The 26,034-nt window shown below is 71.1% G+C and carries 21 protein-coding genes, 1 tRNA gene and 1 riboswitch; of the genes, 9 read left to right on the forward strand and 13 right to left on the reverse strand.

All coding sequences use genetic code 11. The features are described 5' to 3' along the window. Window positions 1–160 precede the first annotated feature (160 nt). Window positions 161–2,119, forward strand: coding sequence for a cell wall-binding repeat-containing protein (locus tag OG505_RS26485; protein WP_405428600.1), 1,959 nt, complete (start codon window positions 161–163; stop codon window positions 2,117–2,119). Window positions 2,120–2,192: 73 nt separating this feature from the next. On the opposite strand, the gene OG505_RS26490 is transcribed toward OG505_RS26485, so the two are convergent. Beyond that, on the reverse strand, window positions 2,193–2,657 hold the full coding sequence (locus OG505_RS26490; RefSeq protein ID WP_405428601.1) for a cell wall-binding repeat-containing protein: 465 nt from the start codon (window positions 2,655–2,657) through the stop codon (window positions 2,193–2,195). Between the two features lie 8 nt (window positions 2,658–2,665). Next, the gene (locus OG505_RS26495; protein WP_405428603.1) at window positions 2,666–3,211 is read right to left on the reverse strand and encodes a hypothetical protein; all 546 of its coding nucleotides are present in this window, start codon (window positions 3,209–3,211) and stop codon (window positions 2,666–2,668) included. A 518-nt stretch (window positions 3,212–3,729) separates the two neighbouring features. Between OG505_RS26495 and OG505_RS26500 the strand changes: the two genes are divergently transcribed. Then, entirely contained in the window at window positions 3,730–5,589 is a 1,860-nt protein-coding gene (locus OG505_RS26500) for a cell wall-binding repeat-containing protein (protein ID WP_405428605.1), read from the forward strand. A 341-nt stretch (window positions 5,590–5,930) separates the two neighbouring features. Here OG505_RS26500 and OG505_RS26505 read toward each other — a convergent pair. Then, a tRNA-Gly gene (locus OG505_RS26505) sits at window positions 5,931–6,004 on the reverse strand. A 245-nt stretch (window positions 6,005–6,249) separates the two neighbouring features. Between OG505_RS26505 and OG505_RS26510 the strand changes: the two genes are divergently transcribed. Further along, window positions 6,250–7,233, forward strand: a complete 984-nt coding sequence (locus tag OG505_RS26510; protein WP_405428607.1) for a zinc metalloprotease — start codon at window positions 6,250–6,252, stop codon at window positions 7,231–7,233. 78 nt (window positions 7,234–7,311) lie between these two features. Here the strand turns inward: OG505_RS26510 and OG505_RS26515 are convergent, their stop codons facing one another. Beyond that, entirely contained in the window at window positions 7,312–7,869 is a 558-nt protein-coding gene (locus tag OG505_RS26515; RefSeq protein ID WP_405428609.1) for a pyridoxamine 5'-phosphate oxidase family protein, read from the reverse strand. 99 nt (window positions 7,870–7,968) lie between these two features. Here OG505_RS26515 and dcd point away from each other — a divergent pair, with 99 nt between their 5' ends. Further along, on the forward strand, window positions 7,969–8,547 hold the full coding sequence (gene dcd / locus OG505_RS26520) for a dCTP deaminase (protein ID WP_405428611.1): 579 nt from the start codon (window positions 7,969–7,971) through the stop codon (window positions 8,545–8,547). 88 nt (window positions 8,548–8,635) lie between these two features. On the opposite strand, the gene OG505_RS26525 is transcribed toward dcd, so the two are convergent. Further along, window positions 8,636–9,676 carry an NlpC/P60 family protein gene (locus OG505_RS26525; RefSeq protein WP_405428613.1) on the reverse strand — a complete coding sequence of 347 codons (1,041 nt, stop codon included), beginning with the start codon at window positions 9,674–9,676 and terminating at the stop codon, window positions 8,636–8,638. Window positions 9,677–9,689: 13 nt separating this feature from the next. After that, a riboswitch (cyclic di-AMP (ydaO/yuaA leader) is annotated at window positions 9,690–9,826 on the reverse strand. 234 nt (window positions 9,827–10,060) lie between these two features. On the opposite strand from OG505_RS26525, the gene OG505_RS26530 reads away from it, so the two are divergent. Then, the gene (locus OG505_RS26530; protein ID WP_405428615.1) at window positions 10,061–12,037 is read left to right on the forward strand and encodes an N-acetylmuramoyl-L-alanine amidase; all 1,977 of its coding nucleotides are present in this window, start codon (window positions 10,061–10,063) and stop codon (window positions 12,035–12,037) included. 56 nt (window positions 12,038–12,093) lie between these two features. Here the strand turns inward: OG505_RS26530 and OG505_RS26535 are convergent, their stop codons facing one another. The 5 genes from OG505_RS26535 to OG505_RS26555 form a co-directional block, all read right to left on the reverse strand. Further along, on the reverse strand, window positions 12,094–13,107 hold the full coding sequence (locus OG505_RS26535) for an NlpC/P60 family protein (RefSeq protein WP_405428616.1): 1,014 nt from the start codon (window positions 13,105–13,107) through the stop codon (window positions 12,094–12,096). Between the two features lie 167 nt (window positions 13,108–13,274). Then, window positions 13,275–14,276 (reverse strand): hemolysin family protein, encoded by a 1,002-nt coding sequence (locus tag OG505_RS26540; protein ID WP_405428618.1) that lies wholly within the window; start codon window positions 14,274–14,276, stop codon window positions 13,275–13,277. After that, window positions 14,269–15,594 (reverse strand): hemolysin family protein, encoded by a 1,326-nt coding sequence (locus OG505_RS26545; RefSeq protein WP_405428620.1) that lies wholly within the window; start codon window positions 15,592–15,594, stop codon window positions 14,269–14,271. The genes OG505_RS26540 and OG505_RS26545 overlap by 8 nt, the downstream gene beginning before the upstream one ends. 105 nt (window positions 15,595–15,699) lie before the next feature. Beyond that, window positions 15,700–17,898: a (Fe-S)-binding protein gene (locus OG505_RS26550; protein ID WP_405428622.1), complete on the reverse strand. Its 2,199-nt coding sequence runs from the start codon at window positions 17,896–17,898 to the stop codon at window positions 15,700–15,702. A gap of 315 nt (window positions 17,899–18,213) precedes the next feature. Then, window positions 18,214–18,477 (reverse strand): cell division protein CrgA, encoded by a 264-nt coding sequence (locus OG505_RS26555; RefSeq protein ID WP_405428624.1) that lies wholly within the window; start codon window positions 18,475–18,477, stop codon window positions 18,214–18,216. A gap of 222 nt (window positions 18,478–18,699) precedes the next feature. Here OG505_RS26555 and OG505_RS26560 point away from each other — a divergent pair, with 222 nt between their 5' ends. The 4 genes from OG505_RS26560 to OG505_RS26575 are packed head-to-tail and all read left to right on the forward strand — an operon-like array spanning window position 18,700 to window position 22,064. Then, entirely contained in the window at window positions 18,700–19,503 is an 804-nt protein-coding gene (locus OG505_RS26560) for a DUF881 domain-containing protein (RefSeq protein WP_405428626.1), read from the forward strand. Beyond that, on the forward strand, window positions 19,500–21,122 hold the full coding sequence (locus OG505_RS26565) for a class E sortase (RefSeq protein ID WP_405428627.1): 1,623 nt from the start codon (window positions 19,500–19,502) through the stop codon (window positions 21,120–21,122). The genes OG505_RS26560 and OG505_RS26565 overlap by 4 nt, the downstream gene beginning before the upstream one ends. A 4-nt stretch (window positions 21,123–21,126) precedes the next feature. After that, the gene (locus tag OG505_RS26570; RefSeq protein WP_405428629.1) at window positions 21,127–21,411 is read left to right on the forward strand and encodes a hypothetical protein; all 285 of its coding nucleotides are present in this window, start codon (window positions 21,127–21,129) and stop codon (window positions 21,409–21,411) included. Window positions 21,412–21,413: 2 nt separating this feature from the next. Continuing rightward, window positions 21,414–22,064 carry an aminodeoxychorismate/anthranilate synthase component II gene (locus tag OG505_RS26575; protein WP_405428631.1) on the forward strand — a complete coding sequence of 217 codons (651 nt, stop codon included), beginning with the start codon at window positions 21,414–21,416 and terminating at the stop codon, window positions 22,062–22,064. Window positions 22,065–22,079: 15 nt separating this feature from the next. On the opposite strand, the gene OG505_RS26580 is transcribed toward OG505_RS26575, so the two are convergent. From OG505_RS26580 to OG505_RS26590, 3 genes are all read right to left on the reverse strand, one after another. Further along, complete coding sequence (locus OG505_RS26580) at window positions 22,080–22,706, reverse strand: vancomycin high temperature exclusion protein (protein WP_405428632.1); 627 nt, start codon at window positions 22,704–22,706, stop codon at window positions 22,080–22,082. 95 nt (window positions 22,707–22,801) lie between these two features. Then, complete coding sequence (gene pknB, locus OG505_RS26585) at window positions 22,802–24,625, reverse strand: Stk1 family PASTA domain-containing Ser/Thr kinase (protein WP_405428634.1); 1,824 nt, start codon at window positions 24,623–24,625, stop codon at window positions 22,802–22,804. Further along, window positions 24,622–26,034, reverse strand: a complete 1,413-nt coding sequence (locus OG505_RS26590) for a protein kinase domain-containing protein (RefSeq protein WP_405428636.1) — start codon at window positions 26,032–26,034, stop codon at window positions 24,622–24,624. Before OG505_RS26590 ends, pknB begins: the two co-directional genes overlap by 4 nt.

The following is a 26,034-nucleotide window of genomic DNA, read 5'->3' on the forward strand; positions in this document are numbered from 1 at the left end:
GCCGTCCTGGGCGAACGCGTGATGTCGTCCCCGAAGGAGGACGGACGGTACATCGCATCGTCGGCGATCACAGTAGGGTCCATCCGAGCGCCCCGGGGCAGCCGGGAGAATCCGGCCGCCCCACCGGAGAGATCGCGCCTCTTTACTCGGGAGTCTCCTTTTGCTTCAACATCTCATCCGTCGCCCGGCCGTCGCGGCCGCAGTGCTCGTCGTCGGCGCGGCCGGGATCACGGTCGCGAGCCCGGCGCACGCGGCGCTGCCGAGCACCGGCGGCCGACTGACCATCGCCGACGGCAGCACCACAGTGCACGGCCAGGTACCCCTGACGACGTCCTATCCGATCGACCAGATCACCTGGTCCCCGGATGGCAGCCGGGGTGTCTTCGTCACCGACGACGGTTACGTGGCCACCGTCAGGTGGAACGACGGCGAGAACGTCTATCCCATCCTCGACCCGGACACCGACCCGACCGCCCAACGCACCGACGTGCAGTGGGTCGGCAACGGCGACCGGGTGATCTGGGCGGAGAAGACGGCCGGCAAGCCGTCGCGAATCGAGCAGAGTGTCAGCTCGTTCGGGTACCAGCCAGTCCGGGTCACTCCCGACGACGGCATGCACTACCTCAATCCGGACACCAACCTCAGCTTCCGCCTGGTCGTTCAGCGCCAGGCCGACAGCGGTGGCGCTCCGACCGGAACGCCGGAGATCGGCATCATCAACTTCGGCAACTTCCAACGGATCACCACTGACGCCAGCAACCCGTCGATCTCGCCGGACGGCACCCGGGTCGCCTTCGTCCGGTCGGACGGCACCCACCGGCAGATCTGGGTCAGCAACCTGTCCGGCGGCAACCTGGTGCAGGTCACCAGCAACCCGGTCGACCACGACAACCCGACCTGGTCCCCGAGCGGCCAGGTGATCGCCTTCAGTCAGGGCGACACGGTGGCCGAGGTCACGGCGAGCGGCAGCACCGCCGACACCCCGACCATCACCGCAAAAGCCGGCCGGCCGGCGTACCAGCCGCTGCGGCGGGACCGGGTGGTCCGGCTCTCCGGCGCCGACCGGCACACCACCGCCGTGAAGATCTCCCAGTCGCTCTGGCGGGGCGTCGGGACGATCGGTGGCCAGCAGGCGGAGGCCAGGTCGGTCGTCCTGTCCCGTTCGGACGTGTTCGCGGACGGGCTCGGCGGCGCGGCGCTGGCCGTGGCCAAGCAGGGCCCACTGCTACTCACCCCGCCCACCTCGCTCGACCCCAATGCCAAGGCGGAGATCCAGCGGATCCTCCCACCAGGGGGGACCGTCTACCTGCTCGGCAGCACCGGCGCGCTGAGCCAGAGCGTGCAGGACCAGATCAAGGCGCTCGGCTACCAGACGGTCCGGCTGGCCGGTGCCGACCGGTTCAGCACCTCCATCGCCGTCGCCAATGCCATCGACACCAGGCCCGACGTGGTGCTCACGGCGACCGGCATGGACTATCCGGACGCGCTCGCCGCGGGTGCCGCCACCGGCGGCGTCCGTGCGAACGGAAAGACGGCCGTCCTGGTGCTGACCAACAACGCCACGCTCGCGCCGGCCACGAAGACCTACCTCGACGCGCTGCCGGCCGGCACCGAGATGTACGGCATCGGCCTGTACGCGGCCCAGGCCAGCGAGGCGTACGGCTCGGTGCCGGTGGTTGGTGACAGTCGGTACGAGACAGCAGCGCTGACCGCGTGGGCTTTCTTCGGCGGCGAGAACCACGTCGGTATCGCCACCGGCAGCGACTGGCCGGACGCGCTCGCCGGTGGGGCCCTGATGGGTTCGCTGGGCGGGCCGCTGATGCTCACCCCGGGGACCAGCACCCAGCTCAGCCCGGAAGCCTCGGAGGTACTCGACGAGTTCAGCGGCTCGGTGCACACGGGGCTCATCTTCGGCAGTGAGCCGGTGGTCTGGGCAGAGCAGCAGAGCGCGGCGGGCGCGCTGCTGAGCGGCCCGGCAGGCTACCTGTCCGAGAACAACACTTCAGCCGTGCGGACCGGCCCGCCCGCTGGTGCGCGTACGGCGGCGCCCGGGCCTGCCCGGTCGGCTGCCGAGATCAAGGCGGCGGTGGTGGCCGGACAGAAGCGCCTCAGCCGGTAGACCCCAGGCACGACACAGCCCCTGCTTGGACGGGTTCGTCCGAGCAGGGGCTGTGTCGTTTCCGCTCTGCGGACTAACGCCCGATGTTGGTGGGGTTGCTCAACGAAGTCGCCCCGAGCGGCCCACCGAGCCAGGTCCCGATCTGCGTCTGCTGCGACGTGCTCACCACCGCGGACGAGCCGAAGACCAAGCCGGTGTGCACCGACCCGCTGAACTCCTTGAGCAGCGACACCCCGTGGGTCGCGAGGGTGGCGTCGGTGCCCGGGGTGAGCATCAACGGGCCACCGAGCACGCCCATCAGCGCGCCGCCGGTCAACGCATCCGGCCAGTTGGTCCCGGTGGCGAAGCCCGTGTACCGCTGGCCCTCGAAGAATTCCAGGGCGACGTCGTGTGCCGTCTCGTACCGGCTCTCGCCCCAGACGCCACGAACGTACGGACCGACCGGGTCGTAGGCGTAGGCCGCTGCCCCGCCCTGCTTCCCGATGCCGTACAGCATTCGTTGGTCCTTCGGCTGCGAGTCGAGGAACGCCTTCGTCACCGGTGGAATCACCTCGTCCCGGGTGAGCAACACCACGGCGGCCTCGTAGCGCTCGAAGCCCGCGTTGGTGGCACCGGCTGCGGCGCGCCGTCGTACAGCATGACGGCCGGCTGGCCGGTCGGCAGACCCGAACCGTTGTCGTCCTGACGCTGGAACGCCACCAGCTGGCCGGGGCCGCCATCCGGATTCAGATAGTGCTTCCCGTCCTTGGGCGAGAGCCAACTGTTGCCCAGTAGCCCTCCGACCTGCTCCGTCGCCACCCGCCAGAGGGAGCTGGCTGAGTTCTTCTCCGACCACGCGACAGCGCTACCGTCGGCCCACCAGGTCGGGCTGCCGCGTCGAACCCCGTCATCCGGCGGCGAGTTGACCGTGTAGCGGGTCGCACCATCGTTGAACCGGATACGTTTGATGCCCGCCTGCTGGTCGAGGTAGACCGCCTGGCTGCCATCCGGGGACCAGGCGGCGTCCGTGATGGTGTCCGGCGAGCTGAGGGAGGTCCGGGACGGATCCCCGTGGAACGTGATGGCGGTGCCGCCGTTACTGCTGGTCAGCACGCTGCCCGAGCCAGGGAAGCTGGCTGTCGCAGGTGTACCGCCGGTCAGCAGAACGGTCGTGGTGATTGCGAGGGCCGACGCCGCAGCGACCGGCCCCCGAATCAAAGATCGAGGCACGTGGACACTCCTTGCTGGGAAGCGCGCTCACTCCGTGCGTCGTTGCTTCAGACGAGGGCGGCACGCACGGGAGACTCTAGAGCCAACGGCCGACTTCGTGGTTCCCATGATCGACGGTGCGTCGGTTACCCACCGGCACGTACCGCCGACGCCGGCTTGTCACCAGCATCGGCTCCACGATGTGGACCGCTCCCGGCTCGGCTTCGCAGGCGCGGACCCTCCTCCGGCCGAGCTGACGGCACGCCGAGGGCGGGCTGTCGACACTGGTCCTGAGGACGTATCGTGCACCTGCCGCGGCGTGCCGCAGACGTGATCGTCCGCCTGGCCCGGCCGTCCCGTCTACTTCCTCCGAGGGGATCCCCTTGCCTGGACACCAGCTCCGACGGCCGCTCGCCGCGACGATGGCACCGGTTCTCGCCACCGTTGCCGTGGCGTTCGCCGTCGCCCCGACCCCGGCCACCGCCTCCACCGGCCTCAACGCCAACCCCTTCGCGCCTACGGCCAGCAACGGCAGCAGTTCCATCACCTTCGCCGACGGTCGGGTCCTGACCAGCTCCGCCGGAGAAAAGATCAACTACGCCTCCTGGTCTCCCGACGGCAGCCGCGCCGCCTTCGTCAACCAGGAAGGCGCGATCCTCACCCTGCGCCACGACGACCCGGACGATGTCCACAAGGCGGTCTGGCCCGAGACCGACACCCAACGCCGTGACCCGCAGTGGATCAGGCGCACCGATGAACTGGTCTGGGCGGCCAAGCCGCTGGGCCGTCCCTGGCGGCTGGAGCACACCTTAAACCTGAACGGCATCGAGACCGACGCCATCACCCCGGACGACGGCTGGAACTACACGAACCCGGACAGCGACAACGCCGGTACCATCGTCGCCCAACGTCAGCAGAGTGACGGCAGCGGCAAGCCGACCGGCGTCCCGGCGATCGGGGTGGTCACCTCCCAGCGCTTCGAGGAGATCGCGACCAACGCCAGCAACCCGACCATCTCGCCGGACGGGCGCTGGGTGGCGTTCGTCCGGGACGGCCACCTCTGGAACATCAACCTCTACAGCGGGCTCGAGAACCGCGTCACGCCGGACGGCGCCAGCTACGACAACCCCCACTTCGCGCCGGGCGGCGACTTCGCGATGGCCAACCAGCGCGTGGAGGGGTCCGCCAGCCCGTCCGTGGTGAGGGTCTACGCCGTCGGGGGAATGCAGGACAAGGTCTACCCCCTCGACGGGCTCAGCGGCGTGCCGGCGTACCAGCCGCAACTCCGGGACCGCACGGTGCGGGTCGCCGGCCAGGACCGGTTCGGCACCGCGGTGGCCGCATCCCAGTCGCACTGGGGGAAGTACGACGACCCGGCCGACGTCCGACCGCGGGCCGGCGCCGTCGTGCTGTCGCGTTCCGACACGTACGCCGACGCGCTCGGCGGCTCCGCGCTCGCCGCGGCCAAGAAGGGGCCGCTGCTGCTGACCCCGCCCACCGCGCTCCAGCCGCAGACCGCCGACGAGATCCGCCGGGTGCTCCCGGCCGGTGGCACCGTCTACCTGCTCGGCAGCGAGGGTGCACTGTCCAACACCGTGCGCACCGCCGTCGAGGGTCTCGGCTTCACGGTCGTCCGACTGGCCGGCGCCGACCGCTTCGCCACCTCGATCGCGATCGCCAACGCCATCGACCCGACCCCGGAGCAGGTCCTCGTCGCGACCGGCATGAACTTCCCCGACGCGCTGGCCGCCGGGGCCGCGGCCGGATCGCGCAGCCGGCCCGGCACCGACACTTCCGCTGTGGTGGTGCTGACCAACGACGACAAGCTGCCGTCGGGGACCAGGACCTACCTCGACGCCCGTGCGGCCGGGGGCAGCCAGCTCATCGCGGTCGGCAAGCAGGCAGCCACTGCGATCGACCCGTACCTGACAATCAACTTTGCCGGCCAGGACCGGTTCGAGACCGCCCACGCCGTCAACGTCCACTTCTTCGGCAGGGGCGGCACCGTCGGTCTGGCCACCGGGATGAACTGGCCGGACGCGCTCGCCGGCGGCGCCCTGATGGCGACCCTGAACGGCCCCCTCATGCTGACCGTCGGCACCCAGGACACGCTGCACCCGAAGGCGAAGGAGTACGCCGACCTGCTCAGCGGCGCGGTTGACACCGCCGTCGTCTTCGGCTCGGCGGGCGTGGTCAGCGAGCCGCAGCCGGTCGAGCTCGGCAGCTGGATCAGCGGCCCGATGGGCAGCTCGATGGCCACCAACGGGACCTACCTGAAGTAGCGGCATCCCGCGAACGATCGGAAGGGCCCGGCGAATGTGCCGGGCCCTTTCCTCTCTCTCGGGCTCCGGCCGACGGCCCGAAGGGCAGCGCGCTGGCGTTCACGGAAACGACGTGGCCCACCGGCGAGTTCGACGATCATGAGCATTGACCACATGTCACCGATGCTTCGCTGGCTACAGAGGCCGCAGCCGCTGCCAAGCCGAAGGTGAGCGTTCAGCGGCGACGGCGACACGCGCTGTGCGGCCACGTGACTCCTGGCGGCGGTCGCTACGAAAGGACTCACTCGCGCCACACGAACGAGGCCCCAGCCAGGAACCGGTCCTGAGCTGGGGCCTCACGTTGGAGCGGGTGACGGGAATCGAACCCGCACTGTCAGCTTGGGAAGCTGATGTTCTGCCATTGAACTACACCCGCAAGCGGCACCACTGTACCTGAGTCACCGCGCCGGTGCACCCAGGTACCCCGCGCACCCGTCCCGCCACCCGCCGAGGCCGGGAGATGACGGCAGGTCGCCTCCGCGCCACCTGCACACACGAAAAAGTTTCCGCGCGGCAACACGTGTCCGTTCTCAAATGCGTCGATGGGTTGTAACGTCTGCCCCACGTTTCCAGCCACGGCGTGACACACCCCCTGCCGCGCCGTTAGAAAGAGGTGGGCCCATGGGACCTCGTCCCAACCTGCTGACCCGGCGTGTCGCCGGCGTCGCGTCGACGACCCTCGCGCTGCTGCTGAGCACGGCGGCGGTGGGCGTAGTTCCGGCTGCCTCGGCATTCTCCGCGGCGCCGAGCGGCGCCTGCGCGGAGCCGGCCGACAGCCACGCCAACGCCCGGGTGAAGCCCGGCGCCGGGGCCAAGCACGAGCCGAACGAGCTGACCGCGAAGCAGGTCCGCGAGCGCGACGCCGACCTGGCGGCGTCGTTGCGCGAGCGCGCCAACTTCCGGGCCGGCGCCGGCGCCACGACGCTGGCCACCGTCACCATCCCGGTGGTGGTGCACGTGATCCAGCGGGACAGCACCCGGGCCGGCGGCAACATCCCGGATTCGATGATCACCTCGCAGATCAGCGTGCTCAACCAGGCCTACGCGGGCGGCACGGGCGGCGCGGCCACCGCGTTCGCCTTCCGGCTCGACAAGATCAACCGAGTAACGAACCCGTCCTGGTACCCGATCGTCGACGGCTCGTCGGCGGAGCGGTCGATGAAGTCGTCGCTGCGGGTGGGCGGCAAGAGCACCCTCAACATCTACCTCGGTGAGCTGAGCGACGACCTGCTGGGCTGGGCGACCTTCCCGCAGCGCAAGCTCAGCAGCATGGACGGCGTGGTCGTGCTGAACGAGTCCCTGCCGGGCGGCAGCGCCACCAACTACAACCAGGGCGACACCGGCACCCACGAGATCGGTCACTGGCTGAACCTCTACCACACCTTCCAGGGTGGCTGCGGCGGCTCCGGTGACGGCGTCAGCGACACCCCGGCCGAGGCGTCGCCGGCGTACCAGTGCCCGACCGGACGGGACACCTGCTCGGCGACCGGCCTGGACCCGATCACCAACTTCATGGACTACACCTACGACTCGTGCATGTACCAGTTCACCCCGGGACAGGCGAGCCGCATGCTGACCGCGTGGAACGCGTACCGCGCGGCGTAGCTCTCCTCGCGTACATCTGGTGCCGGCTTCGTCGCGACGGAGCCGGCACCGGCGTTTTGGTGGACAAGAGGGTCGTGGTCAGGCGGCCGTGCACTGCACGTCACGGCTGCGGCGGGCCGGGCGCGTCTGCGGTACGGCGACAGGCGCGGCCGGTGCGGGCGGGGCTTGCGGGTCCAGCCAGACCCGCACGGCCGGGCGGCTCGGGGTGACACCCGGGACGCCGGCGGCGTGCTGCTCGCGACGGGTCAACATCGCCACGTCGACGGTGAACTCGAACAGCCGCCAGTCGACCTGCGGCTCGGCCCGGGCGCTCTGCGCCAGTCGGGCCACCTGAACCGGGTCGGTGACCGGCCAGGCGTGGCCCGCCACGTACGCCTCGTCGTCGCTCTCCTCCGGAGGGAACGAGTGCAGCGCGTAGCGGCCGTCCCGTTCGAGGTCGCGGCGCTTCGGCGAGTCGATGATGAAGCAGAAGAGACCCTCGTCGGTGATGACCGGGGAGACCGGATGGACCCGGGGCCCGCCGTCGGCGCGGACCGTGGCCAGGTAGCCGAAGCCCGGCCCGTACTGCTGCAGGAGAACGCGGATCCCGTCGGCGAGGCGGGGCTCGTCGGCGGCGAATTCGGACCAGGAAGCCATGCCGGCATTCTATCGAACAAATGTACGAGCAGCGACCTCGACGCGCTGGTCACCGGCACCGAATCCGGCCGGTCCGGCCGACGCGGCTATGGTGGTCCGATGCTGCTCTCCGACCGCGACCTGGTCACCGAGATCAAGGCCGGCACGCTGGGCCTGGAGCCTTTCGAGCCCACTCTGGTTCAACCGTCCAGCATCGACGTACGACTCGACCGGCTGTTCCGGGTCTTCAACAACCATCTCTACACCCACATCGACCCGGCCATGCAGCAGGACGACCTGACCTCGATGGTCGAGGTGCCCGACGGCGAGCCGTTCGTGCTGCACCCGGGGGAGTTCGTGCTCGCCTCGACGATGGAAGTGATCTCGCTCGGCGACCAGCTCGCCGGCCGGCTGGAGGGAAAGAGCTCACTGGGCCGCCTCGGCCTGCTCACCCACTCCACCGCCGGGTTCATCGACCCGGGCTTCTCCGGTCACGTGACGCTGGAGCTGTCCAACGTGGCGAACCTCCCGATCACCCTCTGGCCGGGAATGAAGATCGGCCAGCTCTGCATCTTCCGGCTCTCCTCGCCGGCCGAGCACCCGTACGGCTCGGTGGTCTACGGCTCGCGCTACCAGGGGCAGCGCGGCCCGACCCCGAGCCGCGCCTGGCAGCACTGGCGTACCTGGCCGACCCGCTGAAGCCAGTCGTCGGGCATTGCACCCACCGGCTGTTAATAAGGGGCCCCTTCTATACCGGAGGCGTTAATAAGGGGCCCCTCCTTACATCTCAGCCGGGGCGGCCGTAGCTGTGGATCGGCCCGTCGTCGACCTTCTTCATCTTGATGGGCTGACCGGCCTGGGAGGCGTGCACCACCCAGCCATTGCCGACGTACATGCCGACATGGTGGATGTCGCTGTAGTAGAAGACCAGGTCACCGGGGCGCAGATCGCCCCTGCTGACGTTCTTGGTCACCCGGCTCTGCGCGGCGGCGTTGTGCGGCAGCGACACGCCGGCCTTCGCCCACGCGGCGAGCATCAGCCCGGAACAGTCGTACGAGTTCGGACCCTCGGCGCCCCACACGTACGGCTTGCCGATCTGGGCGCAGGCGAACTTGACCGCCGTGCCCGCGCCGCCGCCCGGGTAGCTGGCCGGGCAGGGCGCCGGACGCAGCGGACCGCCGCCGCCGTTGCCGTACACCTTGAGGCGCAGCTTCTGCAGCCGGTCGATCTCGTCGTTGATCTGCTTCTTCTTCGCCGCCAGCTGCGCCTCGGTCCGGGTCAGCTGGGCCACCATCTCGTCGAGCGGCGCCTTCTGCCGGGCCAGCTCGTCGCGGAGATCAGCGACCTGCCGAACGTCCTGCTGCTGGTTGTGGGCGAACCGGTCGAGCATCTCGAGCTGCCCGACCATCTCGCCGGGCGACCGGCTGCCGAGCATCGTGTTGACGGTCGACAGGTTCTCGCCCATGTACGCGCGCACGGCCAGCGCGCTGACCTTGTCCATCGCGGCGTCGACCTGGCGCTCCAGGGGCGCGATGCGGGCGGCGAGCGCGTCGGCCTGCTTGCGCTTGACGGCCAGGTCCGCGCGGGTGGCGTTGTGCCGTTCGATGACCGGTTCGAGCTTGTTCCAGTCGGCGTCGATCTGGCTCTCGATCTCGGCGACGGACGGGTCCGCGTGGGCCGCCGTGGCGCTGCCCGTCAGGACGACGGCAACGCCGACCAGGGCGGCGAGGGCGGTGGTGAAGCGGGACCAGCGTGGACGCGGCACGGTCGACGTCGGGTCGGCCGAGGCCGACCGTTCGGACGACGGCCGCGGGGCATGGAGGGCCACCGGGGTTCCGCACTCCTTCTTCCTGACCGCCTACCGGGTTAGCTGACGGGTTCGGGCGGGAAGTTGACGCCCTACCGCACTGGCTGCGGATTCACCCCGGGGGAACCTGGGTCCCCGGCTCGCTCGAAAGCGACTCGGCGGTGTCGGTCCGTTACCGCCCGGGATGGGCAGACCTGCTACCGGGCCGACAAATGACCAGAGTAGAGACGGCCGTTACCGATCCGCAACCCGTTCGGCCGTGACACTCCGTACCGGTTGGAGGGGATCACCGAGCGTGTGTGAAGGTTTCTTTCGACGCAGTTTTATATATGGAAAGGTATTGACGCGGACTCCCGACCGGCGCGAAGGTGACCACGCAGTTACCAGTCAAATCTAGGGGGTTCGATGGAACGTCCAACCCTGTCCGCCGGCCGGCGCGCATCGCTCGCGGTCGCGGTGGTCATCGCCACGGCCGCCGTACCGCTGACCGCCGGCCCCGCCTCCGCCGCACCTGCCGCCGACCGTCAGCAGCAGTACGCCGCCGCATCGACCGAGTACGGCGTGCCGACCGCCGTGCTGCTCGGGGTCTCCTACCTGGAGTCCCGCTGGGACAGCAACGCCGGCACCCCGAGCACCAGCGGCGGCTACGGACCGATGCACCTGACCGATGCCCGCCACGTGGCCGCCCTACCCGCGCGCGGCCACCACGACGCCGGCACCGAGGATCCGCGCGGCGACGACTCCCGTGCCGTCCTGGCACCCGCACCGGCCACGGATCCCGCGCCGCCCACCGCCGCGATGCAGACCGTCGACGCCGCCGCCGCGCTGACCGGCGCCACCCCCGAGGCGCTGCGCAGCGACGCGACGACCAACATCCGGGGCGGCGCGGCGCTGCTGGCCGCGTACCAACGGGAGGTGGGTGCCCCGGTCGGTGCCGGCACCGACCCCGCCACCTGGTACGGCGCGGTGGCCCGCTACGCCGGCGCGGACAGCGCCGACGCCGCGGCGACCTTCGCCGACGAGGTCTTCACCACCATCGGCGCCGGCGAGTCCCGCGTGACCGACGACGGCCAGCGGGTGACGTTGCCGGCCCGTGCGGTCCAACCCCAGCGGTCCTGGTTGGACCGGCTGGGCCTGCGACGACTCGCCCACCCGGACGGGCTGGAGTGCCCGCGGACCGTCTCCTGTGAGTGGATCCCGGCACCCTACGAGGCGTTCGGTGACGGCGACTACGGCAACCACGATCTCTCCGACCGGCCCGCCCGGCAGAAGATCGAGTACATCGTCATCCACGACACCGAGGCGAGTTGGGCGACCACCCTGAAACTCGTCCAGGACCCGACCTACGTGAGCTGGCACTACTCGCTGCGCTCGGTGGACGGGCACATCGCCCAGCACGTCAAGACCAAGGACGTCGCCTGGCACGCCGGCAACTGGTACGTCAACGCGAAGTCGATCGGCCTGGAACACGAGGGCTTCGCCGCACAGGGCACCTGGTACACCGAGGCGATGTACCGGACCTCGGCGAAGCTCGTCCGGCACCTCGCGCTGCGGTACGGCATCCCGCTGGACCGCCAGCACATCATCGGCCACGACAACGTGCCCGGCACCATCGCGTCGACCGTGCGCGGGATGCACTGGGACCCGGGGCCGTACTGGGACTGGACGCACTACTTCGACCTGCTGCACGCACCGCGACTGGACACCGGCACCCCGGCCACCGGGCTGGTCCGGATCGACCCCGACTACGCGACCAACCGACCGGCGTTCACCGGTTGCGTCACCCCCGCAACGCCGTGCGCGCCGCGCGGCTCCTCGTCGGTGGTGCTGCACACCGCGCCGTCCGCGGACGCGCCGCTGGTCAACGACATCGGGCTCCGCCCGGACGGCACCCCGAACACGATGGACGTGTCGGACCACGGGGCCCGGGCCTCCGCCGGCCAGACGTACGCCCTGGCCCGGCGCCACGGCGACTGGACGGCCATCTGGTACCTCGGGCAACGCGCCTGGTTCCACAACCCGGCGTCCGCGCCGACCGCCACCTGGACCGTGGGTGTGGTGGCCACCCCGAAGGCCGGCCGGGCCACCATCGGGGTGTACGGGCGGGCGTACCCGGAGCAGGCGGCCTACCCGGCCGGCGTGCCCTACCAGACGATCTCACCGCTGCAGTACACGCTGGCCGCCGGTCAGCGCTACGCCGTCGGCGCGGTGCTGGCCGGCGAGTACTACCGGGCCAGCACCTTCGACGGCTCCTCGCCCGGCGACTGGACGGTGATCCGGGGCGAGAAGCGGTACGCGCAGATCCAGTTCGGCCACCGCATCATGTACGTCGACCTCGCCGACGTGCAGTTGCTGCCGTCCCCGGTGGGCGCACCCCGCTGAGAGACCACGACGGCCCCCGGTCGGGTGACCGGGGGCCGTCGTCGTGCCTGTGGGGATCAGCCGGGTCTGCGGAACCCGGCGACCGGCATGGTGTTGATGCTGGACACCTGCACCGGTTTGCCGGCCCGGGGGGCGTGCACCATCTGGTTGTTGCCCAGATACAGCCCGACATGACTCAGGCCGGAGAAGAAGAAGACCAGGTCACCGGGGCGGGCGTCGGCTCGTGAGACGGCCTTACCCTCGTTCCACTGGTCGCCCGTGTGGTGGGTCAGGTAGATCCCGGCCGACTTGTAGGCGTACTGGGTCAGCCCCGAGCAGTCGAACGAGTTCGGGCCGGTGGCGCCCCAGACGTACGGATCGCCGACCTGCTGGCAGGCGGTCTTGATCGCCTTCTGGGCGGCCACGGCGAGCACACCGTTGATGGTCGGGCAGCCGACGGTCTTGACCGTGGTCTTGGGCATCGACGCCTCAAGCTGCTTGATCTCGACGTCGATCTGCTTCTTCTTGGCCGCCAGCTCGTTCTGCTGCTTGGTCTGGGTGACGATCAACGCGTCGAGCTTCTGCTTCTCGTTGTCGTACTTGGCCCGCACGGCCAGCACGCCCTCGACCTGCTTGCGCTCCTGCGCGGCCAGCCGGTCGAGGAGGGTGAGCTGCTCGGTGAGCGTGTCCGGCTTGGCGCTGACCAGCAGCGCGCCGATCTCCTGCGACGGGCCCGACATGTAGTAGCGGGACGCGAGGTCACCGACCCGGTTGAGCGCCAACTCGCTCTGCAGGGCCAGCGGCTCGATCTTCTTCTGCAGGTCGGACGACTTCTTCCGGTTGACCTTCAGCTGCGCCCGCACCTTGTTGTACTGCTCGATGGTGGGCTCCAGCTGCTCCCACTTCTTGTCGATCTGCGCCTCGATCTCGTCGACCGTGGGCTCGGCCTGGGCCGGCACGGCGAGCATTCCGGCGCCGACCGCGGCAGCGGCGACCAGCACGAGCAGACGGTGGGCGACCCGACGCAGACCGCCCGGCCGAACGGACAGTCCCGGGGCGTGACGATGAGGGGGCATGGTTGCCACCGGCACCGACTCCTTTGCAACCGACCGCCGGGCGCCTCGCGTGAGGGAAGGGCCGAGGCAGACGACCCACAGCGGTCGGTGCCCCACATTAGGGAAGCGTTGGGCCGGAATCAAGGCGAGCCGAGCCACCGTCACTGTCGCGCAACCTCTTGCACACCAAGGGTGTTGGTCAATTAGCCAACGATTGCGGTCAATACATCGTCGAGCGTGACCACACCGAGCGGACGCCGACCGTCGCTGACCAGCACCATGTGTCGCCGTTCGCGGCGCATGGCCAGCAGCAGATCCGCCAGCGTACGTTCCGGCGGCACCACCGCCAGCGGTCGGTACACCTGGGCCGGCACCGGCGCCCGACGACCCTGCCCGGCGTACCCGAGCACGTCCTTGACGTGCACGAAGCCCAGTACACGCCGGGTGGACCGCTGCACCACCGGGAACCGGGACCGGCCGGTCCTGGTCGCCAGCACCTCCAGCGACGCCGGGGAGACGTCCTCAGCCACCGTGACCACCGTCGACCACGGCTGCAACGCGTCCGCAGCCGTCCGGGTGTGCAGGGCCAGGGCCCCGGTGATGCGGGCGTGCTCCTCGGCGTCGAGCAGCCCCTCCGTACGCGCCTGCGACACCAGCCCAGCCAATTCCTCGGCCGTGAACACCGTCTTCACGGCCTCGGTCGCCTCGATCCGCCAGAACGCCAGCACCCGGCGGGCCGCCCACTTCATCGCCAGCAGCAACGGCTTGGTGGCCACGCAGAAGGCCAGCATGGCCGGACCCAGCCAGAGCGCGGAGACCTCCGGACCGGCCAGCGTGATGTTCTTCGGCACCATCTCGCCGACCACCGTGTGCAGGAAGACGACGATGCCGAGCGCCAGCACGAACGCCACCGGGTGCACCGCGCGCTCGGGCAGGCCGACGGCGTGAAACGGCGACTCCAGCAGATGGGCCAGCGCCGGCTCGGCGATCGCCCCGAGGCCCAGCGAGCAGACCGTGATGCCGAGCTGCGCGCCGGCGATCATCAACGGGATCTGGTTCATCGCCGACAGCGCCCAGCGGGCCCGCTTCGAACCGATCGCCAGGGGTTCGATCACCGTCCGCCGGGACGCGATCAGCGCGAACTCGCTCCCCACGAAGAACCCGTTGCCGAGCAGCAACAGCACGGTCACCAGCAGCTCAGTCATCGGTGTCCGGCTCTGCCGGTCGCAGCACCCGGACCTGCTCGATCCGGTGCCGCTCCACCTCCACCACGGTGAACTCCCAGCCGTCCGCGTCGACGGTCTCGCCAGCCAGCGGGATGTGCCCCAGTCGCGCCAGCAGGAAGCCGGCCAACGTCTCGTACGGCCCCTCGGGCAGCCGGAAGCCCGTCTGCTCGGCCAACTCGTCGGAGCGCAGCACCCCGTCGACCAGCACCGTGCGCTCCCCGCCCGGCACGGTCAGCTCGACCGGCCCGGTGTCGTCCACACTGGCCGGGTCGAACTCGTCGGCGATCTCCCCGACCAATTCCTCGACCAGGTCCTCGATCGTCACCACGCCGTCGGTGCCGCCGTACTCGTCGACCACGATGGCCAGGTCGGCCCCGGCCGCCTTCAACGCCGCCAGCACGCCGTCCAGGTCCAGGCTCTCCGGCACGTACACCGGCTCCCGGGCCACCGACCCGACCATGGTCGACGCCCGCGCGGCCAACGGCACGCCCAGCGCGTCCGGCACGCCGGCCACACCGGTGACCAGGTCCAGGGTTTCCTCGTACACCGGGAAGCGGGTCCGTCCGGTCCGCCGGGACTCCTCGAGCAGCTCAGCCACGGTGGCGGTGGCACGCAGCGCCACCACGTCGACCCGCGGCGTCATCGCCTCGGCCGCCCGCTTGTCGCCGAACCGGATGGTGCGGCGCAGCAGCATCGCCGTGTCCGTCGGCAGCGCGCCCGCGCGGGCCGAGATGGCGGCCAGCAGGCCCAGCTCCTCCGGTGAGCGGGCGCTGGCCAGTTCCTCCTGCGGCTCCACGCCGAGCGCCCGGACCAGCCGGTTCGCCGAGCCGTTCAGGCCCCGGATCACCCAGCCGAACGTCCGGGAGAAGGTGTGCATCGGCCCGGCGGTGGCCAGCGCGGCGGGCATCGGTCGGGCCAGCGCCGCGTTCTTGGGCACCAACTCGCCGAAGAGCATGGAGATGAGCGTGGCGAGAGCCAGCGCCAGGAACGGGGTGAAACGCTCGGTGCTGTCCCCGGCGACCGGGCGCAGCAGCGGGGTGAAGATCCGGGCCAGGGCGGGCTCGGCCAGGTAGCCGGTGAGCAGCGCCGTGATGGTGATGCCGAGCTGCGCCCCGGAGAGCTGGAAGGACAGCTCACGCAGCGCGGTGCGGACCGTCAGGGCGGCCTGGTCGCCGGCGGCGGCCCGGCGGTCGATCTCCGCCCGGTCCACCGTGACCAGGGCGAACTCGGCCGCGACGAAGAACGCGTTGCCGGCGGTCAGCGCAACGAAGCCGACCAGCGGCAGCAGCGTGGTCAAGAGCAGGCCGTCGATGTCGCCTCACCTCGGCGAGATTCTTGCACGACGGCGGCGGCCCCTGGAGGGGCCACCGCCGTCGATGTTCAGATCCGAGGTGTATGCGCCTCAGCCGGCGACCGGCGCGGACTCCTTGTCGCCCCGCGGCTGCTCCGGCTTGACCGAGCGCAGCAGGACGCTCGCCACGTCGATCACCTCGACCTGCTCGCCGGCACCCTTGCCGTTGACCCCGTCGTTGAGCATCGTCGAGCAGAACGGACAACCGACGGCGACGGTCTTCGCCCCGGTGGCCATGGCCTCCTCGACCCGGTCCACGTTGATCCGCTTGCCGATCTTCTCCTCCATCCACATCCGGGCGCCGCCGGCGCCGCAGCAGAAGGAGCGCTCGCTGTTGCGCGGCATCTCGGTGATCTCGCCCTCGATGGCGTCCCCGAGGACCTCGCGAGGGGCCGCGAAGATCCGGTTGTGCCGGCCCAGGTAGCAGGGGTCGTGGTACGTCACGCCGCCGTCGACGGGCTGCACCGGCGTCAGCTTGCCGGTGGACACCAGGTGGGCCAGCAGCTGGGTGTGGTGGACCACCTCGAACTCGCCGCCGAGCTGACCGTACTCGTTGCCCAGGGTGTTGAAGCAGTGCGGACAGGTCGCGACGATCTTGCGCTTGGCCTTCTCCCGACCCTCGAACGCCTCGTTCAGCGTCTCCACGTTCTGCTGGGCGAGCATCTGGAAGACGAACTCGTTGCCGATCCGCCGCGCCGGGTCACCGGAGCAGGTCTCGCCCTCGCCGAGGATCGCGAACTTCACGCCGGCCTCGTTGAGCAGCGTCGCCACCGCGCGGGTGGTCTTCTTGGCCCGGTCCTCGAACGCGCCGGCGCAGCCGACCCAGAACAGGTACTCGAAGTCGTCCACCTCGCCGACCCGGGGCACCTCGAAGTCCAAGCCCTTGGTCCAGTCCTCGCGGGTGTTCTGCGGGGCGCCCCACGGGTTGCCCTTGTTCTCCAGGTTGCGCAGCATCACGCCGGCCTCGGAGGGGAAGCTCGACTCGATCAGCACCTGGTAGCGGCGCATGTCGACGATGTGGTCGACGTGCTCGATGTCCACCGGGCACTGCTCGACGCAGGCCCCGCAGGTGGTGCAGGACCAGAGGACGTCCGGGTCGATGACACCGCCCTCCTCCGCGGTGCCGATCAACGGCTTGTCGGCCTCGGCCAGGGCCAGCACGTCCAGGTGCGCGAGCTGCGCCTGGGTGGCCTTCTCCTCGCCGGTCAGGTCCTTGCCGCCACCGGCCAGCAGGTAGGGCGCCTTGGCGTACGCGTGGTCGCGCAGGCTCAGCACGAGCAGCTTGGGCGACAGCGGCTTGCCGGTGTTCCAGGCCGGGCACTGCGACTGACAGCGACCGCACTCGGTGCAGGTGCTGAAGTCCAGCAGGCCCTTCCAGCTGAACTGCTCGACGTGGGCGACGCCGAACTGGTCCTTCTCCGGGTCGGCCTCCTCGAAGTCGAGCGGCTTGCCCTGGCTCGTCATCGGGCGCAGCGCGCCGAGGCCGGAACCGGCCGACTTGGCCGGCTCGCGCTTGAAGAAGATGTTGGGGAAGGCCAGGAAGCGGTGCCAGGCGACGCCCATGGTGACGTTCAGCGAGATGACGATCAGCCAGGTCATCGAGATGGCGATCTTGATCAGCGCGGCGACGCTGGCCCCGTCCGACCAGTCGGGCAGCACCGCGCCGACGGCGTGGCTGACCGGGGTGGCCCAGAACGGGTACTCGAAATGGTCGGTGGCGACCTTGAAGCCGCGGATCACCAATCCGAAGATCAGGACCAGCAGCACGATCCACTCGACGAAGTAGCCCTGCCACATGGTCGATCCGGTGAACCGGGACCGCCCGCCCGGCCGGTTCGGCCGGTTGCGGAGCCGGATCGCCATCAGCACCAGGATGCCGACCAGGCCCAGCACGGTGATGACCTCGGTGGCCAGGCCGAAGATCGTCCAGTTCCCGATGATCGGCAGGCCGCCGGTCGGGGTGACCACCTCGAAGTACGCCTCGAGCACCAGCAGCGACAGCACGATGAAGCCGACCATCACGAACCAGTGCGCGGCACCCACCACGCCCCACTTGAGCATGCGGGTGTGACCAGCGGTCTCCACCAGCATCTTCCTGGTGCGGGCGCCCTTGTCGGCGAACCGCTCCGGAGCGGGTTGCCCCAGCCGGATGACGGCCGTCATCTTCATGACCGCGCGCACCGCCAGCCACACCGCCACGGCGGTGATGCCGGCCGCGAGGATCGTGGTGACGATCTGGACGCTGCCCATCGAGTTGGCCTCCCCGGTCTGCTGCCTGTCGAGCGGTTCAGCAACCGGGACCGGAGCAGGACGAAGCCAGCGTCGCGCCGCTGCCACACCTGCGACCGGACCGGTCGATGACCTCGCTCCGCTCGGTCATGCAGTGCAGCCTACGCGCAAGGTTACCCAGCAGTAACGTGAGTCATCTCGCAGTAGGCCACGCTGCCTGCGGACACCATAGGGTGCCCCGCCCGGTCTCGCCGGGCAGGGGCGTGGCGGGTGACCTGGATCCTTCGGCGCGGCGGCGCCCAAGCCAGGCCCAGCGTCAGCGTCAGCGGGAGAGGCTCAGCGCCAGCGCGAGAGCAGCACCAGCGACGCGACCATCGCGCCGAAGCCGACCGCGAGGTTCCAGTAGTGCCACGAGGCGACCGGGTACTCCTGCTCGGAGAGGTAGTAGACGACCAGCCAGCCGATGCCCGCGACGATCAGGGCGACCGCGGTGACCGGCAGCCACACCGGGCTAGGCTTGCGCGACGCCGCCGTCGTCGTCGGACGGACGTCCGTCGGCGGGGTGTACACCTTCTTCTTGCGGACCTGAGACTTGGGCACGGCGCTCTCCAGAGGGGGTGACGACCTCGTCCGGCCTGACAACCGGACGCGGAGGCGACGGTTCATGGCCAATAATGTTCGACAGCTAGCGTAGTCCCGAACGGCCGCCTGGACCACGAATGGGGTCAGGCAGGTACATGGAGTGACCGAAAAGGGCGGGACTGTTCGCATCCCCGGCCCGGCCGGCACGAACCGATCCCCGACACGCGGAAGGAACGCTCGGTGGAGTACACATCCGGCGCCGCCTCCTGGCAGAAGGTCCTCCGACGGGCCGTCGCCGGGCTGCTGCCCCGGCGGCCACGCCAGCGGCGCCCCGGCTGGTCGATCGGCGTGCCCCTGATCGCCGCCGCGGCGGGGCTGCTCTTCACCACCACCGCGACCACGGCGGGCGGCACCGCTCTCCGGGAGGACCGACGGCCCCAGCTCAACCAGCTCATCGAGGAACGCGAGCAGCAGGTCGAGGCGAGCGAACGTCGCGCTGCCACCCTGCGCGACGAGGTCCAGCAACGCACCGACACACTCGCCGACTCGGACGCCCCGATCAAGGCCCAGCAGGCCCGCGCCCAGGGCAGCCTCAAGGCGGCCGGGTTCACCGCCGTCACCGGCACAGCCGTGACTGTCGAGCTGAACGACGCGCCCCAGCACGACAACGAGGCACACTCCGACGCCACCAACGACGACCTGGTCGTACACCAGGGCGACGTACAGGCCGTGGTCAACGCGCTCTGGGCAGGTGGAGCGGAGGCCATGTCAATCATGAACGTCCGCGTGCTCGCAACCAGCGCGGTACGCTGCGTCGGTAACACCCTGCTGCTCCACGGTCGGGTGTACTCCCCACCGTTCAAGATCGTAGCAATCGGCGATCCCGCTGCCCTCCAGCAGGCCCTCGCCAGCTCTGAGGGAGTCCGGTTGTTCAAGGACGCAGTCGACGACTACCAACTCGGCTACAAGGAGTCCGTCTCCACGGTGACCATCAAGGCCTTCGAGGACTCGACCGCGCTGCGCTCGGCGACGGTGCCCAGGTGAGCAGCCCGGACGACCGCCGCGACGGGCGACACCGGGATCAGGCGGACGACCCGACCGCCTTCCTGCCCAAGGTCGACCGACCCGAGCCGACGCCGGAGCGACCCGAGCCGACGCCGGGCCGGGCGCGGACCGGCAACTGGCCCGAGCCGGTGCTGCCCAGCCGGTCACGGGCGCCCCGTCCGGCGGCAGCTCCCGAGCCGCCGAGCGCCGCCGGCCCGCCCCCGGCCGACCGCTCCGCCCCGCCGCAGGTGGGCCGTCCCGGCTCCGGCCCGCGCGCCGACCACCCGGCCCCGCCCAGCGCCGGCCGGCCCGACCCGCAGCGCGCTGCACACCACCCGCGCCCGGCGGCGCCGCCGCCCTGGCCCGGCGCCGCGGCGACCGGCCCAGCTCCGCACGGCGGGTCCGGCCAGCCCCCCGCCGCCGCTCCCGGCCGACCGACCGCGTCCCCCTCGCAGGGGCCGGTCCGGCCGGCTGACCCGGGCAACGACCCCACGCGCGTCCCAGCGCCCGGCGCCGCGCCGACCCCCCCGGCGACCGCCAGCGGCCCGGTCGGCGCCTCGACTCCTCCCGGCGGTGCGACCCAGTCCGGTGGCGATGCGCCGACCGCGTTCCTCCCGAAGGTTGGCGCGGGTCCCGCACGCCCGAGCAGCGCGGCGGGCGCCCCGGTCTCTCCAACCGGGCCGGGCCGTCCCGCCGACCCGAATGCCACCGCCCTCATCCCCGCCGTACCGTCCGGGCCGGCGCCCCGGCCTCCGGCCATGGACTCCACGGCGCTGATGGGCGCCGTCCCCCGTACGTCGACGCCGGATGAGCCGGCCAGCGCGGACGACAGCGCCGGCGAGCCTCCCCGACCCCGTCGGGGCGAGCGGGTGATCCAACTCCGGCCGCACCAGACCGGCGAGGGCTACAAGAGCGTCTACTCGGAGCTCACCCGCCCGTCGCTCGCCTCCCGGCTGCGCACCGGCATCCGCGTCACCGGCGAGGTGCTGATCACCTTCGGCCTGGTGGTGCTGCTCTTCGCCGGCTACGAGATCTGGGGCAAGTCGGCCATCGTCGACGCCCACCAGAACGACCTCAGCAACGAGCTCGCCCAGGTCTGGGGTCCCAACGACGACCCCACGGTCGCCCCGTCAGCCGCCCCGAGCGCCAAGCCGTCCCCGCCGGTGCACGGCAAGCCGATCGCGGGCCTCTACATCCCCAAGCTCGACAAGAACTGGGTGGTGGTCGAGGGGGTCACCCAGAAGGACATCCGATACGCTCCGGGTCACTACCCGACCAGCGCGCTGCCCGGCCAGATCGGCAACTTCTCCGTCGCCGGCCACCGTAACCGGGCCACGTTCTGGCGACTGGACGAGCTGGACGAGGGCGATCCGATCGTGGTCGAGGGCAAGACCGACTGGTACGTCTATCGCGTGTCGCAGACCCGGATCGTCAAGCCCACGCAGGTCGAGGTGGTGGCACCCGTGCCCGGCGAGCCGAGCAAGAAGGCGACCAAGCGGATGCTCACGCTGACCACCTGCAACCCGAAGTTCGACAACTACCAGCGCCTGATCATCCACGCCGAGTTGGACCGGACCCAGCCCAAGTCGGCGGGCCGCCCGGCGGAGCTGGGGGGCTGACCCGATGTACGCCTTCATCTGGCGCAAGTTCCCGTTCGGCCTGGCCGGCAAGCTGATCGGTTCGGTGCTGCTCGCGGCCGCCACGGTGGCCCTGCTCTGGTACGTGGCCTTCCCGTGGGCCGAGCCGCTGCTGCCCTTCGACGACGTGCAGGTCACCCAGGACTCGGGCGTCCCCGGCGACACGGGCGGCGGAGACGCGGTGACCGGGGATACCCCCACCGGCGACGAGCACGAGCTGCCGTACGACACCGACCAGAACAACTCCGCGCCGCCCTCCCCGAGCAGGTGACCATGCGCGTTCTGGTGATCGACAACTACGACTCTTTTGTGTTCAACCTGGTGCAGTACCTGGGCCAGCTCGGCGTGGACTGCGACGTCCGCCGCAACGACGAGATCGACGTCGCCGAGGTCGGCCGGGTGGGCGCGGCAGGCATCCTGCTCTCACCCGGGCCGGGGAGCCCCGACCGCGCCGGCATCTGCCCGGACGTCATCCGCGAGTACGCGGGCGAGCTGCCGATCTTCGGCGTCTGCCTCGGCCACCAGGCCATCGGCGAGGCCTTCGGGGCGACCGTGACCCGGGCCCCCGAGTTGTTGCACGGCAAGACCTCCGAGGTGCGGCACCACTCGGTCGGCGTGCTCGCCGGCCTGCCCGACCCCTTCACCGCCACCCGCTACCACTCGCTCGCCGTGCTCCCCGAGACGCTGCCCGACGAGCTGGAGGTCACCGGCTGGACCGGCTCCGGTGTGGTGATGGCGATGCGGCACCGGACCCTGCCCATCGAGGGCGTGCAGTTCCACCCGGAGTCGGTGCTCACCGAGGGCGGTCACCTGATGCTCGCCAACTGGCTGGCCGGTTGCGGCCACCCGGAGGCGCTGGAGCGTGCCCCCGCGCTGGCCGCCGAGGTCGACGCCCGGCGACTCGCTGCCTTCGCCACCGCGTAGACCGGCACCGGCCGGTCAGCTTCGCAGGGCGTCCCGCACGGCGGGGCTCACCGACGACCGGACCGCGGGCGGCCGGTCGCGCACCGCGTCCCAGGCCGCCTTGCCGCTGGCGACGTAGTCGCGGGCCGCCTTGCGGGCGAGCAGACCGCGCCCGCAACCATCGCAGCGGGCGGCCACCCCGTCGACGTCGAGGCCGAGGTGTCGACAGAGCGTCACCGCCCGGGACAGGTGATACGACTGCGTCACGACCAGTGCGCGCTCGACGCCGTACACGTCTTTCGCGCGGGCGCAGCTGTCGTACGTGTCCAGGCCGAACGGGTCCGCCACCAGCCGCCGGGGATCCACGCCGAGCTTCTCGGTCAGATACGCGGTCATCACCGTCGGCTCGTCGCCGGAGGTGCCGCCCCCGTCGCCGGAGACCAGCACCACCCGGGCCCGCCCGGTACGCACCAGCTCGGCGGCGGTCTCCAGGCGGCCGACCAGCCGTTCGCCCGGCTGCCGCCCGTCCGCAGTCACGGCGGTACCCAGGACGATCACGACGTCGGCAGCGGGAGCGTCCGCCTCGCCGTACGTGTGCCCGCGCGCTCGGAACGTCGTCCACAGCCACGGGACGCTGCTCAGGACGAGCACGACCACGCCCACGGCAACCCCGCGCAGCAGATGCCGACGCCACCGGCCCGTCCTCGGACGATCGACGGCGGAGCCCGGCCGGAGGCTCCGCACCCAGGCGCGGACGGCTACTCCTCGGAGAGCCGGACCGGCGGCGGGAAGATCGGCTGGCCGGAGCCACCGCCGCTGCCCGGCGTCGTCGGCGTGCCGCTCGGCGTCGGCGTCGCCGTCGCCGGCGGACTGGCCGTCTCCTCGACCTCCTTCGGCTGGCTCACCTTGATGGTCACCTTGGTGCGGCTCGCCTTCAGCTCCTTGGCGTTCGGGCTCTGGTCGGTGACCTTGCCAGCCTGGTCCGCCGGTACCTCCGGGCCAGGCTGGACGCTCACCACGAAGCCGGCGTTGCGCAGGTTGCGGGTGGCCTCGTCCACGTTCAGCCCGACGACGTCCGGCACCTCACGGACGTTGCCCTTCGACACCTCGAGGACCACCTTCGTGCCCTCGGGCACCTTCTGGCCCTCCGGCGGGCTGACCTTGACGACGATGCCCTCGCTCTCCGGGCTGTCGACCGGCTTGATCGTGGCGCCGAGATTCACCTCCTTGAGGCGAGCGACGGCGCTCTCCTCCTTGCTGCCCTCAAGGCCGGGCGGGACAGCCACGTCGGGCTTGCCGCCACAGAGCTGGATGGTGACCGTGCTGGCCCGCTTCAGGCGAGCGTTCGGCTGCGGGTTCTGGCCGACCACCGTGCCCTCGGCGCAGGTGCTGTTCAGGACCGGCTCGCCGACCACCGGATTGAGCTCGGCTTTGTTGATCTCGGCGAACGCGACGTCCCGCGTCTTTCCGGCGAGGGTGGGGACCGACTTCAGGTCCTTGCCCTGCTGCTGATTCCACAGCAGGGCGGCGACCAGGGCGATCACCGCCAGCACGCCGACCGCGCTGAACAGGGCGATCAGCCAGGAGGACGCCTTGCGCTGACGCGGATCGCCGACCCGGGCCGGAATCTGCCGGGTCTGCGGGCCGGAGGCGGCGGGCGGGTAGCCGCCACCGCCGCCGGCGGGGGCCATCGCCACCGTCTCGGCCTCGCGCAGCACCGGAGTGGCCAGCACCGGCCGGCCGGCGGCGGCGCGCAGCAGGTCGGCCCGCATCTCGCCGGCGCTCTGGTAGCGGTTGAGCGGGTTCTTCGACAGCGCCTTGAGCACGATCGCGTCGACCGCCGGGGTGACGTCCGGGTTGATGTCGCTCGGCGTCGGCGGAGTCTCCCGCACGTGCTGGTACGCGACGCTGACCGGGCTGTCCCCGACGAACGGCGGGTGCCCGCAGACCAGCTCGAAGAGGACGCAGCCGGCCGCGTACACGTCGGAGCGGGCGTCCACGGCCTCACCGCGCGCCTGCTCGGGCGACAGGTACTGAGCTGTGCCGATCACCGCGCTGGTCTGCGTCATGGTGGTCGCACCGCTGGCCAGCGCCCGGGCGATGCCGAAGTCCATCACCTTGACCTGGCCGGTCTGGGTGAGCATGACGTTGCCCGGCTTGATGTCCCGGTGGATGATGCCGTGCCGGTGGCTGAACTCCAGCGCCGCGCACATGTCGGCGCAGATCTCCAGCGCACGGCGCGGCTGCAGGCGGCCCTCGGCCCCGAGGACCTCCTTCAACGTCCGTCCGTTGACGAACTCCATGACGATGAAGGGCAGCGTCTCGCCGGTCGGCGCGGTCTCCTCGCCGGTGTCGTAGACCGCCACGATCGCCGGGTGGTTGAGCGATGCGGCGTTCTGCGCCTCCCGGCGGAAGCGCATCTGGAACGTCGCGTCCCGGGCGAGGTCGGTGCGGAGCATCTTGATCGCGACGTCCCGACCGAGCCGGAGGTCGCGACCGCGGTGCACCTCGGCCATGCCGCCGTAGCCGAGCAGCTCGCCGACCTGGTACCTGCCACCGAGCAGGCGGGCCTGCGCTGTCATCGCGTCTGTCGTCCTTCGCTCGTCGTCGTCCCGCCGTCATCCGGCCGGAGTCGTACCTCACGACGGTACGACGTCCGGGTCGCATCGTCGCGTCCGTCGAGCCGCAGCGCGCCGGACGTCACGGTCTGTGGAGCTGCCCCGGCCGCACCGGCCTGCGACTGCTTCCGCAGGTTGTAGGAAATCACGCCGGAGCAGAGTAGGACCAGTAAGGCCAGCAGGACGGCGAGGAGCACCATCCCGGGTCGCGACCCGCGGGGCTCGGGCGCCGGCAGCGCCGGGCCGGCCTGCCGGGCGTACGCCGGTGGGTGTTCCTGCCGGGTCGGTGCCGGCGGCACCGCCGCGGCGCCGCGCGGGTAGCCGGCCGCAGCGACCGGCGGGCGGGCGTGCGGTACGGCCGGTGCGACAGCGGTCGGGCGGGGCTGCTGGGCCGGCGCGACAGTCGTCGGGCGCTGCCCGACGGGAGGCTGCCGGTGCGGGGCGGCCGGCGGGCGGAGCTGCTGCGCCTGCGGCACCTGGGCGCGGCCGGGAGCGGCGGGTGAGGACGGCACCCCGGAGATGGGCGCGGAGTGACCGCCGGCCCGGGCCTGCTGAGACAGCGCGGCCTTGAGCTGTCGGGCCACCCCGGCGAGCGCGGCGGCGCTCGGCCAGCGGGCGGCCGGATCCTTGGCCAGCGCTCGTTCCACCACCGCCCGGACCTGCGGCGGGATGTCGGACGGCAGCGGCCGGGGCGTTTCCCGGACGTGCCGCATCGCGATGTCGAGCGGGTTGTCGCCCTCGAACGGTCGCCGGCCGGCGAGGCACTGGTAGGCGACCACGCCGAGCGCGTACACGTCGGACGCCGGGGTGGCCACCTGACCGGTGGCCTGCTCCGGGGAGATGTACGAGGCGGTGCCGAGCACCGAGCCGGCGGCGGTGAGCTGGCCGACGATGTCGGAGCGGGCGATGCCGAAGTCGGTCAGCACCAGCGTGCCGTTCGGCCGGACCAGCAGGTTGCCCGGCTTCACGTCGCGGTGCACGATGCCCTTCTCGTGCGCGGCGTGCAGCGCGTCGGCGGCCTGCGCGACCAGCGCCATCGTCCGGGCCGGGGTGAGTCGACCGACCCGGCTCAGCGTGGACGACAGGGCGTCGCCCTCGACGTACTCCATGACCAGGAAGGCGATCTGCTGGTCGTTGCCGAAGTCGTAGACGTCCACCACGCCGGGGTGGTTGATGGTCGCCATGGTCCGGGCCTCGCCCCGGAACCGCTCGGCGAAGTCGGGGTCGTCGAGCAGCGCGGGGAGCAGGCTCTTCACCGCGACCGTCCGGCCGAGCACCTGGTCGGTGCCACGCCAGACGTCGCCCATGCCGCCGCTGGCGATCCGCTCGTCGAGGCGGTAGCGGTTGCCGAGCTGGACGCCGGGGCTGAGCAT

Source organism: Micromonospora sp. NBC_00617 (assembly GCF_045161355.1).
GTDB lineage: Bacteria > Actinomycetota > Actinomycetes > Mycobacteriales > Micromonosporaceae > Micromonospora.

Coding starts and splice junctions, on each gene's coding strand:
- OG505_RS26500 (WP_405428605.1), top strand. CDS start 3,730: ATGGCACCGGTTCTCGCCACCGTTGCCGTGGCGTTCGCCGTCGCCCCG.
- OG505_RS26510 (WP_405428607.1), top strand. CDS start 6,250: ATGGGACCTCGTCCCAACCTGCTGACCCGGCGTGTCGCCGGCGTCGCG.
- OG505_RS26515 (WP_405428609.1), bottom strand. CDS start 7,869: ATGGCTTCCTGGTCCGAATTCGCCGCCGACGAGCCCCGCCTCGCCGAC.
- dcd (WP_405428611.1), top strand. CDS start 7,969: ATGCTGCTCTCCGACCGCGACCTGGTCACCGAGATCAAGGCCGGCACG.
- OG505_RS26530 (WP_405428615.1), top strand. CDS start 10,061: ATGGAACGTCCAACCCTGTCCGCCGGCCGGCGCGCATCGCTCGCGGTC.
- OG505_RS26540 (WP_405428618.1), bottom strand. CDS start 14,276: ATGACTGAGCTGCTGGTGACCGTGCTGTTGCTGCTCGGCAACGGGTTC.
- OG505_RS26550 (WP_405428622.1), bottom strand. CDS start 17,898: ATGGGCAGCGTCCAGATCGTCACCACGATCCTCGCGGCCGGCATCACC.
- OG505_RS26570 (WP_405428629.1), top strand. CDS start 21,127: ATGTACGCCTTCATCTGGCGCAAGTTCCCGTTCGGCCTGGCCGGCAAG.
- OG505_RS26575 (WP_405428631.1), top strand. CDS start 21,414: ATGCGCGTTCTGGTGATCGACAACTACGACTCTTTTGTGTTCAACCTG.
- pknB (WP_405428634.1), bottom strand. CDS start 24,625: ATGACAGCGCAGGCCCGCCTGCTCGGTGGCAGGTACCAGGTCGGCGAG.
- OG505_RS26590 (WP_405428636.1), bottom strand. CDS start 26,034: ATGCTCAGCCCCGGCGTCCAGCTCGGCAACCGCTACCGCCTCGACGAG.